Below are 12,142 nucleotides of genomic sequence, written 5' to 3'. Positions count from 1 at the left end.
GAACAATATCTGCCTGATCGGCAGGCATTGTTCAGCGACGTTTCCCGGCCCGGTTTCGGCCGGGAAGCGTTAATTTGTATCCTCAGGTTTACCAAGCCTTCAACAGACTCCGCGGATGGTAAGGTTGCGGCCTTTTTTGCGCTGTACCCCCGCGGAGCCGTCATGCATAAACCCACCCCCCGTACCGAATCCCCGAACGCGCTGGCGTTCATCACGCGTTTCTTCGCTGCTGAATCCGCTGGCGGGCTGGTGTTGATGGCGGCTGCGCTGGCGGCCTTGATCGTTGCCAACTCACCGCTGGCCGACAGCTACTTCGCCGCGCTGCACGCAGTGTTCGCCGGGTTATCGGTTTCGCACTGGATCAATGACGGTCTGATGGCGATCTTCTTCATGCTCGTCGGCCTGGAGATCAAGCGCGAAGTGCTCGCCGGTCAGCTCGCGTCCTGGAACCAGAGAGCCTTGCCAGGCTTTGCGGCACTGGGCGGCATGGTGGTTCCGGCGCTGATCTACGTGGCGTTCAACTGGGGACGGCCAGACACCATCGGCGGCTGGGCCATTCCGGCAGCGACCGATATCGCATTCGCCCTGGGCGTGCTGTCCCTGCTGGGCAAGCGCGTACCGCTGTCGTTGAAGATCTTCCTGTCTGCACTGGCGATTCTCGATGACCTCGGCGCTGTATTGATCATCGCGCTGTTCTACACCAGCGATCTCTCCATGCCCATGTTGCTGGCAGCGCTGGGTTCCATCGCCGTGCTCGTCGCGCTGAATCGTCTGGGTGTTAAAAAACTGCTGCCTTACCTCATCGTTGGCGCGCTGCTGTGGTTCTTTATGCTCCAGTCCGGCATCCACGCCACCCTCGCTGGCGTTGCGCTTGCGCTGTGCATCCCGTTGGGCAAACCCGATGAAGAGGCTCGCTCGCCACTGCTGCATCTGGAAGAAAAGCTGCACCCGTGGGTGGCGTTTGCGGTCGTGCCGATCTTTGGTTTTGCCAACGCTGGCGTGTCACTGTCGGGCATTACCACCGACAAGCTCGTGGACCCGGTCCCGCTCGGCGTTGCGCTAGGGCTGCTGGTCGGCAAGCAGGTCGGCATATTCGCCATGGCCGCGCTGGCGATTCGCGCAGGCCTGGCCCGTTTGCCGGACGGCAGCAACTGGGGTCAGCTTTACGGCGTTGCGGCCTTGTGTGGTATCGGCTTCACCATGAGCCTGTTCATCGGCGCACTGGCTTTTCCGGGCGCGCCGGAACTGGTCGACGAGGTCAAGGTGGGTGTGCTGATCGGTTCGGTGTTGTCGGCTGTGTTGGGTGTGGTTGTGTTGCGCAGGTTTGCGCAGCGGGGGTGAATCTGATCGCAATCTGGCATTACAGAAACCGGGCGGCAGGACGATAAAGACGGGACGTGCCAGGGACTCGGCCAACTTCTCCTACTTTGAGAGCCCACAGCATGCTTCACCTGTTCAGTCCCCGTCGTGACAAAAAGGCCCTTCAGCAACTGATCTCCTCGCTCAAGGGCGGCACTGAGCCCGCGCTAGGGGGATGTGCTGAAAAAGCTGCGGTACTTGAATGCTGGAGCTTGCTGAGCACCCAGCGTCGCCTTGACGAGCAACGTATTGCCGATCTTGAGCAAGAACTGGAAACCGCCCGCCATCTACTGGGTGAAGCCTCTGCCTCGGCTGCCGCTTATGAAACCCGCTTTGATCTGGTCAACCGTGCATCGAGCGAGGGCCTCTGGGATATGGAGGTGGTCGCGGGCGATCCGGTCAATCCGAACAACCGATTCTGGTGGTCTCAGCAACTACGCACGCTTCTCGGTTTCAACGACGAGCGCGACTTCCCCAACGTACTGGCGAGCTGGGCAGACCGGCTTCATCCTCAGGATAAACAAGCCACGCTCGATGCATTTGCCAAGCATCTGAATGACCGTTCCGGCAACACGCCGTACCGAGTCAAGAATCGTCTGGCGATGAAGAATGGCACGTATCGCTGGTTCTATGCCCAGGGCGAAACGTTAAGAGACGCACGCGGAACGCCGCTGAGGGTCGCCGGCTCTCTTCGGGATATCCACGACGAGCTTGAACGTGATCTTGAACACGATGTGATCATTACCCGATTCGAACTGGCCCGGGAGATGCTCTCCGACGGGCTCTGGGACATGGAGGTCATTGCTGGCGACCCGGTCAATGCGCGCAATCCTTTTTGGTGGTCTCCACAATTCAGGCGTCTGCTGGGTTTTGAAACGGTGGAAGAGTTTCCCGACGTACTGGATAGCTGGGCGTCACGGCTGCACCCTGAAGATAAGGAGCGCAGTCTGACGGCTTTCGGTGAGCACCTGAATGACCGGACTGGCAAGACGCCGTTCGATATCGAGTACCGCCTGAAGATGAAAACCGGCGAGTACCGCTGGTTCCGTGCGCGCGGCCAGACTCGCCGTGACCCCGAAGGTGTTCCACTCAGGGTGGTGGGTGCGTTGGTGGATGTGCATTTGAAGCATGAACAGGACGCTCTTCGCGATACCGAAGCACAGCATCAGAAAAACCTGGAAGAGAACATCGCTCAACTGACCCAGATAGTTGGCACTATCCAGAGCATTGCCAGCCAGACCAACCTCCTGGCGCTCAATGCGGCAATCGAAGCTGCGCGCGCCGGTGAGGCAGGGCGGGGCTTTGCGGTTGTGGCAGATGAAGTCCGCAAGCTGGCGACCCGAACGACCGAAGCGACGGAGCAGGCGGCAAGCATGATGAGCCGCTCATGAAACCAGCCTTCGCTTTTTGATCGCAGCAAAAAAAACGCCTCCGCAAGGGAGGCGTTTTTTCAACTCAGCACATCAGACACATCAAGCCAGGTCGAAGCGGTCCAGGTTCATCACCTTGGTCCAGGCTGCCACGAAGTCTTTGACGAACTTCTCGTGAGCATCCGAGCTGCCATACACCTCGGAAATCGCACGCAGTTGAGCATGCGAGCCGAAGACCAGGTCGACACGGGTGCCGGTCCATTTCACTGCGCCAGTCTTGCGGTCACGGGCCTCGAAGGTATCAGTGCCACCTGCGGTCGCTTTCCACTCCACGCCCATGTCCAGCAGGTTCTTGAAGAAGTCGTTGGTCAGGGTGCCCGGCTGATCAGTGAAGACGCCATGCTTGCTCTGTCCGACGTTGATGTTCAAGACCCGCAGGCCGCCCAGCAGTACAGTCATTTCCGGTGCAGTCAGGGTCAGCAATTGCGCCTTGTCGACCAGCAACGATTCTGCCGAGACCTTGTAATGCCCCTTCTGATAGTTGCGGAAACCATCAGCGATTGGCTCAAGGAAGCCGAACGACTCAACATCGGTCTGCTCTTGAGACGCATCGGCGCGGCCCGGTGCGAATGGAACGGTGACGTGCTGGCCTGCATTTTTCGCAGCCTGCTCGACACCTGCGTTACCCGCCAGGACGATCAGGTCGGCGATTGATACCTTCTTGCCGCTCGACTGACCCGCGTTGAATTCGCTCTGAATACCCTCGAGGGTCTTCAGCACGCCCGCCAGTTGGTCAGGCTGGTTGACCGCCCAATCCTTCTGCGGAGCCAGACGCAGACGGCCGCCATTGGCACCACCGCGCTTGTCCGAGCCACGGAAGGTAGAAGCTGCCGCCCAAGCCGTCGATACCAGCTGCGAGACCGAAAGGCCCGAAGCGAGAATCCTGGCCTTGAGTGCGGCCACATCCTGATCATCGACCAATGCATGATCAACGTTTGGAATCGGGTCCTGCCACAGCAGCTCTTCGGTCGGTGTTTCCGGGCCGAGGTAGCGGGCCAGCGGGCCCATGTCACGGTGAGTCAGCTTGAACCAGGCGCGGGCGAACGCGTCGGCCAGTTGCTCAGGGTTGTTCAGGAAGCGGCGGGAGATCTGCTCGTAAGCCGGATCGAAGCGCAGCGCCAGGTCAGAGGTCAGCATGCTCGGTGCATGACGCTTGGAGGGATCGTGGGCATCCGGAATCTTGCCCGCGCCAGCGCCGTTCTTCGGCGTCCACTGATGCGCGCCTGCCGGGCTCTTGGTCAGTTCCCATTCGAAGCCAAAGAGGTTTTCGAGGTACTCGTTGCTCCATTTGGTCGGCGTCGAAGTCCAGGTCACTTCCAGGCCACTGGTGATGGTGTCGCCACCCTTGCCGCTGCCGAATTTGTTTCTCCAGCCAAAACCCTGCTCTTCAAGGCCGGCTGCTTCAGGCTCCGGACCAACGTTGTCGGCAGGGCCGGCACCGTGGGTCTTGCCGAAGGCGTGACCACCGGCGATCAGCGCCACGGTCTCTTCGTCATTCATCGCCATACGACCGAAGGTTTCACGGATATCCCTTGCCGAAGCAACCGGGTCCGGCACACCCTCAGGGCCTTCAGGGTTCACATAGATCAAGCCCATCTGCACGGCGGCGAGCGGGTTTTCCAGGTTGCGTTCGCCGCTGGCAGTACGGCTTTCTTCGTTGGCATGGTTCTCCGGCTCGGCCACCAGCGTGCCGTCGCCCGGTTGCTGCATTTTCTTCTGCGCGCCGTAGCGCTCTTCACCACCCAGCCAGGTGGTCTCGGAACCCCAGTACACGTCTTCTTCCGGTTCCCAGACATCCGCGCGACCACCGGAGAAACCGAAGGTCTTGAAGCCCATGGACTCCAGCGCGACGTTACCGGTCAGCACGATCAGGTCAGCCCAGGAAATCTTGCGGCCATACTTCTGCTTGACCGGCCAGATCAGGCGGCGCGCCTTATCCAGGCTGACGTTGTCAGGCCAGCTGTTGAGCGGCGCAAAACGTTGCTGACCGGCACCGGCACCGCCACGACCATCGCCTGTGCGGTAGGTACCGGCGCTGTGCCAGGCCATACGAATGAACAGTGGGCCATAGTGGCCGAAGTCTGCCGGCCACCAGTCCTGGGACTGGGTCATGACGTTGCGCAGGTCCTGTTTGACCGCTTCGATGTCAAGGCTCTTGAATTCCTTGGCATAGTCGAAACTCTCGCCCATCGGGTCGGAGAGCGAGGAATGCTGATGCAGGATCTTCAGATTCAGCTGCTTGGGCCACCAATCACGGTTGGTAGTGCCGCCGCCAGCAGCGTGGTTGAAGGGGCATTTCGATTCAGTTGACATGCTTGATACACCTTTTTTGTCATTTGCATCCGGCCATCCAGTCCACTCGTGGGACCTCAGACAGTGATGACGGAACTCAACAGCACTGGGTTCATGCCGGCCGTTCGGTCAACGATCGGGCCAGCTCTACAGATACGCAGCACAGCGATCATCAGATTGCTGCGAGGCAAGCCCGCAACGTGCGTCGCAAACTTGAGCTCATTCTTATCTCCTTATCAGGGTGGAACCGCGCGGCTCTCACCGACGCTTATCCAGATTAGCCTTCTTCGCGAAGATTTCTAATAGAAAGAACATTACGGGTTGATAGGCAGACTCTGGCGGCGCTGTCATCAAGGCATCAAGCGGCTCTGCTAACCTGTCCAGCCCATGAGACTGCAGGCCAGGCTTAGCCCATGATCACGATTCGCCGCATGACCCTGGACGACTACGATGCGGTCATCGAACTGATGCGCAGCACGCCGGGCATTTCCCTGCGCGACGCCGACTCACGCGAAGCGACCGCACGTTACCTTGAACGCAACCCCGGCATGAGCTTCGTCGCCGAGGCAGGCGGCGCCCTGTGCGGCTGTGTGATGTGCGGGCACGACGGACGCCGCGGTTATCTGCAGCATCTGATCGTGCTGCCCGAGTATCGCCGGCGCGGTATTGCCCATGAGTTGGTTGAACGCTGCCTTGAGTGTCTGGAAGCGCTGGGTATTTACAAGTGTCACCTGGACGTCATGAAGAGTAATGAAGCGGCCGGGCGTTATTGGCACGGGCAGGGGTGGACGTTGCGGGAGGATATCGATCGGTATTCGAAGGTGCGGCGGGGCGGGAATGTTTGAAGGGGGAGACGGGCGCTACGCATGCGTAGGCGCGTCAACTAATTGCATCGCTTGATTCTGCGTTGTCGTGCTGGCAGTGCTCGATGAAACTATCCTGCCTTCAAAGGCGATACATTTTCTGCCACTGCGCTTGGCGTGATAGAGGTTCTCATCAGCCTCTTTCAACAGGTCATTGAACGTTTCAACCCGCGACAAACTTGCAACACCGCCACTGAATGAATAGGGCACTTGAGCCGTTTCATCCTTTTGCGTGAGCATCAATAACTCTTCCAGTGCGTGTACAGCGTCTGTGGCGTTCGCCGCCGATAAGATCACACCAAACTCTTCCCCACCCAAGCGCCCAAAAGCGATTCGCCCCTTTGTGTCTTTGAGGCGTGTCGCAAAACTTATAAGGACATTGTCGCCCACCTCATGCCCATGGGTGTCGTTGATACTTTTAAAGTGATCCAGATCAAGCATGGCAAACCACAACGACGATTTTTCAGCGGACGCCAGCGCAGTATTCAGACTGTCAACCAGCGCACGGCGATTGGGGGCGTGCGTCAGGGTGTCGGTTTCGGACAGTTCCTGATAGCGGTCCCTGGCTGCCATGGTCTGCATGATCAGACTCAGGAAGGTCGCATTCAGGCAGCCGCCCAGCAAGGTCGAACTGATCAGGAACACATAAAACAGCGGCTTATGGCCCATGCCGATGGCCGTCAGGTCCGTGTGCCACATGATCAACCAGATCAGCGCAGTGGCCGCGATGTAATCAATAAACTTGACGAAGAATACGCTCATTCCCGTGATGAGCAGAGAGGTGACAACCAGCCCCCACATCGACGCTTCCTCGCCCATGCGTTCGATCTGTTCATTGAACAGAAAGGTCAGTGACGCCATGTAAATAATGCCGAACAGACGCCACGCCAGCATGCTCCTGCTATTGGACGTGACAATGATCGACAGCGTCGCCCCGGTCAGCGCGCAACAGATGAATACATCCAGCGATCGATCAATGGACGGATTCAGGCACCAACTGATAACCCAACTGAAAAGACCGATCAGTTGAGAAAGCTTCAAGGGTATGAAAATAGAGTTTTTCAGGTTTCTTCTTTGCGGCATGTGCAGTTTTCCATACTTATGCCAGCCGAACCATTATCGACGGCACACGCCTTGGTCGAGAGGGGTGGTGGTATATGGCCACTATACGTGATTGTCAGATGGAGGGCATGGCCGCTGGTCTTGCTGTGGGCGGCGCGCGCAGGTCTTGTTGAATAAGGGGCAGGGCAGCGGCCAGTCTGATCTACAGTGGCTTACGCATAGGTACGCATGCCAAACGTAGCCCTGAGGGGGAGATGTAGACAGCATGGGCGCTTCCTGTGAAGCCACAACGTTGATAGAACCTCTCCGCATTCAATGTGGCTTCGAGATGGATTTCGGTGAGTCCTGCCTCTCGTGCCAAATGCTCAAGATGAGCGACCATCTTTTTACCTATTCCCTGGCCCATGAATGAGGGCAATACGAAGATCGCCTCCAGCTCCCCGCTCTCAAGATTGATCACTCCTGTTGCCGCAGGAACTCCATCGACGCAAGCCAGGTAATAATCTTTTTCGACCCAGGATCTGTATTTATCCGTGAGCGGAACGCAGGTCCACGCCACTACTTGGTCGTGCGTATAAAAGGAGTTGCATTGATTCTGAATTGCCTGAAAGCGGATATTGAACGCTGCCTCGGCATCGCATCGTTTAGCTCGACGGACCTGTAGCATTTTTATGCTCCTGAAACGGGGGCCATCGTGAACGGAGAATAAAAAAGCCCCATCCATTCCTGGCGGGGCTCTAGTCAATGCACTTGGTAGTTACGCGCGCATCACTCTATGGCCCGCACGAGGCGGTCATTGAGGTGTGCATGATGTTTGTTCGGTTAGGATTGGTCATTGATTTATAGTCTGGGGGATTGGGTTGGGTGTCAATGGGGGGCTAAAAGCTGGGCGTCTGGCATGCTTGGAGTGCTTCGTGAGGCTTGCAAGGCATAGATAAGCCTGGAGGGTAGTGGTTCTGCTTGGTGCTAGTACTCACTGAATTTCAGGTCAAAAAAGACGCCTTTGGGCGTCTTGGATGGCCGGGGGGATTTGAACCCGCATCCAGCCCATTGTGTCCGCGGCTTGCAGGCCCAACGCTGACATAAAGCTGTCATTTAATTACCTATCAACGGCGAGCTCTCCATACGATAGGGGAGTATCGGTCAATCATGATCATGTAGATATACGGTGAGACAAGGTAGGCATGCACTCCGCCGCTCAATTTCCATCGGAAAGCGTCCAGTCCTTTAGATGGTTCTGGTGGCCCTCCAATATCCGATAACTTCCTTAACAGAAAATCATCTCGGGTAAATTCTGCCTGAAACGTAATTGTTTCAATTTTCTTAGTCTTATCGTCATATGTGTATTCAACGGTTTTGAAAAAGCTGCTCGGAGTTTGCACCACTACCTGGGGGTCACCGTCTGCAGATTCTCTCCAGTTTAAATCTTCCTGCTTATAAATGGTGCGAAGTGATTCTATGCTTTCTCCAATTTGTACTCTTCCAAAGCCCTGAGGGTAAAAACTATTAGGGTAAAATAAGTTGGAATTCTGCAGTTCGTCTATCAAAATGCTTTTTTGACTTATTGTTTGTTCCAATTCATTGGTTTTTGCTTCTAGTTTTAAGTTTTTTTCTTTGAGCGATTTAACAGAATCTAAAGCTTCTTGGTAGGACTTTTCAATGTCTTTTTGCTCTATCTTTGTCTCTAGTGCTTTAAGCGGTATCCGGTAGTTTTCGTAAAAATATATTAGGCTTGTCGCGCTCAATCCGCCCGTGGCAACGATCGCTGAACCAAGCGTGAAAAGAATACTTCTGTCATGACTGTTTGACATTTTCAGGGCTACCCTAAGTGATAAATAATCATCGCTGCGCTGGTCTAAAATTGTAATACCGACTTGCGACCAGGCTCGTCAATGTTCATAGTCGTTGCCATGACTAATTTTACCTGATCCCAATACGTGACTATCCTTTAAAGGCTGCCCGCCTGCACAGAGAAATCACCAATGCATAGATTGCGGTACTGGCACAGACAGCTGTGCCAAGCCGCATGCTAGGATTTTATGACTTTGCGCGTGCCTCAACGCTACGTACCGGTCTGGTTACTTGAGTGACCATACGGTTACTGCTACTTTGGCCATTACGCGTTGTCGATCGTCTATCGCTTCTGCATCCCATGCTTTTTTATCCGCTATAATCTTCGTAAGACTGAATGGAGATGATTTGAAAGAAGCTTTCTTTTCCTCAAAGGCGTCATTGCCGGAAATACTATTCGCGTTTGAGGACATGATTGCGAGATTTCCTAACCTTCTTTGATAGGCTCGAATGTCTTCACTATTCCAACGACGCTCCCAGTCCGAGTTTGGTGAAAGCGGTAGGACGTGTTCTAAGTTGACTTTTGTAACATCGCTGTTAGGTATAAGCTCGCCTGTAGCTCCTGGCATACCGCTCTCCAGGGTACGCAAATAATATCGCGCCAAAGCAGGTTTTGATGTAGTCGCTATGGAAAAGGCTTGCTCAAATACAGCATCTGAAGGCAGGTTAGAGAACCCTCTCAAAATATCTGAGATAGAATTAAGCTTGCCTTCTGATACGCTTTTTGCTGCTTCGCTATAGATTCGTTCAAGTGTACCACCACCAGCACCACCGACGATTTGAAAACGTACCGAGAGTGCTACTAGCTTTTTGAAGGCTGGGCCAACTTTCTTTATTTCAAATTTTTCTAGTATGGCAAGAAGTAGTGGTCTAACCTGAACCATACCTAAAATGTTAAATGCGGAAACTGAGTCTTTGGTGTCTTGGTGGAATTTACGCCATATCTCGTGGTCTGCATTGAGTAGTGCAGCATAAGTTTTTGAGCTGTTGGACAGGTCTGTTGAAAATTGAATTGCTAACTTCTTACTTGTTATCTTTCTTTTTATAAGTCCGAACAACTCCTTTTCACGTACTAGGCCATATTTCGACATGGCGAAATGTCGCAAATATGAAACTACAAGTGGGTCGTCCGAAGCACTCTCGAGAGTGGCCACCATCGCGAGCCATCTCTCTTTAGCCTCAGAGATTTTATCTGCGGAGCGATGGAATAAGTAGTTTTTAAGTAAGTCGGAAATTGCGAGTTCTAGACCTCGGTCATTTAACGTTTCAAAAATAACAAAAGCGTTGCTATCATCAGGGGCTTGCACTAATATAACTTTTAAGTTTGTCTCTAGATAATCCAGCCATTCGTGTAAAGTCTCTTCAGAGTCATGGGCATCTTGGCAAAGTTTATCAATAAAAACTTCAAGGTATTTAGCGGCTTGAAGAAGTCGTTTGTGAGACTGCCTGGGGTACTTCTTTGGATCAATAGCCTCCTTGTCATTAATTAGCTCTTGGTATAGCTCGTCATCTACTTCGTTCAAAGAAAGTCGAGGTTCACGCTCTTTGGTTTTACGATCTACACTGGCCAGAAAATCGTTTCGAATTGATGTTTCTGCTTCGGAGTCGCCCTCTGACTTGAAACGATCTTTTATTGCAGAGATCAGCAAGCTGACTGTAGTAAGCCTCTGCTGACCATCCACTACTTCGAATCTGCGCCCCGACGGACCAGTAGTTACGATAGAGCCGAGAAAGTATTCTCGCTCCTTTGATTTTATTGCGTCGTCAATATCAGCTATTAAAGCTTCGACGTGCTCAATCTCCCACGCATAAGATCGCTGATAAGGAGGTACACGAAATTTCTTGGTTTTTAGTGTGTTGCTGATCCCGTCGAGCTGAATGCTAATTTCTTGTACCTGGGACATCTTCAATTTCCCTCCATGGCTCATATGCAGTGCTGCCGCTGAAAACTTCCTCGGCCCTTGAGCCTGCCAGCATATCTGCATGAGGTAACCATTTACCATAGACCCTAGCGATCATTGTCCAATCAGTATGCCCCATCTGTTTAGCAACCCACATCGGGTGCTCACCTGCCGACAGCATCATCGACGCATATGTGTGCCGCGTCTGGTACGGCCGGCGATATCGGACGCCAGCTTTCTTCATAGCTGGTACCCACATCGTCTTTCTGATCGGTCCGTCGCCAGCCCAGCGCGCAAGCGTTCGAGGATTTTGAAACACCTCGGCGTCTGCCAAAAAGGTGTGTGCCTTCTGTGCTTGCAAAGCATCCATAGCTGGCCTGAGCAGCTTCACGGCCCTACGTCCGGCCGCCGTCTTTGTTACTTCAGCTCGCCCCTTTGCCGCTTGCGTCATAGCCCGGCTGACCATCACTTCCTCGCGGAGCCAGTCGATATCCCCCCAGTCCAGTGCAACCAGTTCACTCGTGCGCAAGCCAGTCCACAAAGCGAACTGCATCATGTTGCGTGCTTGGCCATTGAGCGCCGCCAGTACTGCCTGCTGCTCTTCTGGGCTGAACGGGTCTACGTCGTCGTCCTTGGCTGGTGCCTCCTTCCGCGAGTAGGTCCAACCAGCCAGGGGATTCACCTCGATCAGCTCTTCCTCTGCTGCGTCAGTCAGCGCCGATCTGAGACAGCTCTGAACGTTGCTCAGTGTCTTGTTGCTGACTTCCAAGGTGCTCAGCCAGTCCCGCACGTCTTTCCGCTTCAGATCGACCACCATGTGGTCCCCCAGAGCCGGCACCAGGCGCAGCTCCACCAGCTTGCGATAGCCATCGAACGTGCTGCTTGATACGTGCCGCTTCTTTCCGTCCAGCCAGCGAGTCAGGAATCCTGCCACTGTTTCCCGGTTCGCCTCGGGCGCAAACTTCGCGGCTCTGGGCGAGCCGGGAAACGTCACCGAGTAGTCGAACGCGCCGATCGATATCGCATGCTCGATCGCTGCCTTATGCTGCTCGGCCTTCTTCAGATTAGTGGGGGAGGGCTTGAGCGTGATGCGCTCGCGGCACCGGACGCCCCGATACATGAACGTGATTTCGATGCTCGTATCGGAGACCGCCCGAACTCCCCGCCCGTCTCTACCCATGACTCGTACCCTTCCATGTTGATGAGCGTCCGGCCATCCGGAGCCCTATACCAAATTTCGCCAAGCCGCCAAATTCCATCACGGATTTTCGAGCGGATAGCGTCCTCGCTGTAGCCAGACTCGCTGGCGAATTTCCTAATGGTCATGTAGCGCATTGATTGCTACTCCTGCCGTGTCAGGTTTGGAACTAAGGGCGAAACTGAC

The 12,142-nt window shown here is 54.7% G+C and carries 8 protein-coding genes and 2 pseudogenes; 4 read left to right on the top strand and 6 right to left on the bottom strand.

Features of this window, described 5'->3' with window-relative positions:
• Positions 1-162 precede the first annotated feature (162 nt).
• From nhaA to PI739_RS24890, 3 genes and pseudogenes are all read left to right on the top strand, one after another.
• Entirely contained in the window at positions 163-1,341 is a 1,179-nt protein-coding gene (nhaA, locus tag PI739_RS14595) for a Na+/H+ antiporter NhaA (RefSeq protein ID WP_054082007.1), read from the top strand.
• 101 nt (positions 1,342-1,442) lie between these two features.
• Positions 1,443-2,465: pseudogene (locus PI739_RS14590) on the top strand (PAS domain-containing protein); the annotation flags it as partial.
• Positions 2,454-2,741, top strand: a pseudogene (locus PI739_RS24890) (methyl-accepting chemotaxis protein); the annotation flags it as partial. The pseudogenes PI739_RS14590 and PI739_RS24890, both read left to right, overlap by 12 nt.
• Positions 2,742-2,831: 90 nt before the next feature.
• Here PI739_RS24890 and katG read toward each other — a convergent pair.
• A complete protein-coding gene (katG, locus tag PI739_RS14585) occupies positions 2,832-5,102 on the bottom strand; it encodes a catalase/peroxidase HPI (RefSeq protein WP_003431573.1) in 2,271 nt (756 codons plus the stop codon).
• 392 nt (positions 5,103-5,494) lie between these two features.
• Between katG and PI739_RS14580 the strand changes: the two genes are divergently transcribed.
• Positions 5,495-5,926: a GNAT family N-acetyltransferase gene (locus tag PI739_RS14580; RefSeq protein ID WP_003368626.1), complete on the top strand. Its 432-nt coding sequence runs from the start codon at positions 5,495-5,497 to the stop codon at positions 5,924-5,926.
• Positions 5,927-5,941: 15 nt separating this feature from the next.
• Here the strand turns inward: PI739_RS14580 and PI739_RS14575 are convergent, their stop codons facing one another.
• The 5 genes from PI739_RS14575 to PI739_RS14555 form a co-directional block, all read right to left on the bottom strand.
• A complete protein-coding gene (locus PI739_RS14575; RefSeq protein WP_054082009.1) occupies positions 5,942-7,027 on the bottom strand; it encodes a GGDEF domain-containing protein in 1,086 nt (361 codons plus the stop codon).
• Positions 7,028-7,208: 181 nt separating this feature from the next.
• Positions 7,209-7,673: a GNAT family N-acetyltransferase gene (locus PI739_RS14570; RefSeq protein WP_054082010.1), complete on the bottom strand. Its 465-nt coding sequence runs from the start codon at positions 7,671-7,673 to the stop codon at positions 7,209-7,211.
• Between the two features lie 439 nt (positions 7,674-8,112).
• Positions 8,113-8,817: a hypothetical protein gene (locus PI739_RS14565; protein WP_271351996.1), complete on the bottom strand. Its 705-nt coding sequence runs from the start codon at positions 8,815-8,817 to the stop codon at positions 8,113-8,115.
• A gap of 267 nt (positions 8,818-9,084) precedes the next feature.
• A complete protein-coding gene (locus tag PI739_RS14560; RefSeq protein WP_271351994.1) occupies positions 9,085-10,761 on the bottom strand; it encodes a DUF262 domain-containing protein in 1,677 nt (558 codons plus the stop codon).
• The gene (locus PI739_RS14555; protein WP_271351993.1) at positions 10,739-11,938 is read right to left on the bottom strand and encodes an Arm DNA-binding domain-containing protein; all 1,200 of its coding nucleotides are present in this window, start codon (positions 11,936-11,938) and stop codon (positions 10,739-10,741) included. Before PI739_RS14555 ends, PI739_RS14560 begins: the two co-directional genes overlap by 23 nt.
• Between the last annotated feature and the right edge of the window lie 204 nt (positions 11,939-12,142).

The sequence above is a fragment of the Pseudomonas cerasi genome (assembly GCF_027983475.1).
GTDB classification, from domain to species: domain Bacteria; phylum Pseudomonadota; class Gammaproteobacteria; order Pseudomonadales; family Pseudomonadaceae; genus Aquipseudomonas; species Aquipseudomonas cerasi.
The sequence above is the reverse complement of the archived record's forward strand: the minus strand, read 5'-3'. Positions and strand labels throughout refer to the sequence as shown.

Coding starts and splice junctions, on each gene's coding strand:
- PI739_RS14555 (WP_271351993.1), bottom strand. CDS start 11,938: ATGGGTAGAGACGGGCGGGGAGTTCGGGCGGTCTCCGATACGAGCATC.
- katG (WP_003431573.1), bottom strand. CDS start 5,102: ATGTCAACTGAATCGAAATGCCCCTTCAACCACGCTGCTGGCGGCGGC.
- PI739_RS14565 (WP_271351996.1), bottom strand. CDS start 8,817: ATGTCAAACAGTCATGACAGAAGTATTCTTTTCACGCTTGGTTCAGCG.
- nhaA (WP_054082007.1), top strand. CDS start 163: ATGCATAAACCCACCCCCCGTACCGAATCCCCGAACGCGCTGGCGTTC.
- PI739_RS14575 (WP_054082009.1), bottom strand. CDS start 7,027: ATGCCGCAAAGAAGAAACCTGAAAAACTCTATTTTCATACCCTTGAAG.
- PI739_RS14580 (WP_003368626.1), top strand. CDS start 5,495: ATGATCACGATTCGCCGCATGACCCTGGACGACTACGATGCGGTCATC.
- PI739_RS14560 (WP_271351994.1), bottom strand. CDS start 10,761: ATGTCCCAGGTACAAGAAATTAGCATTCAGCTCGACGGGATCAGCAAC.
- PI739_RS14570 (WP_054082010.1), bottom strand. CDS start 7,673: ATGCTACAGGTCCGTCGAGCTAAACGATGCGATGCCGAGGCAGCGTTC.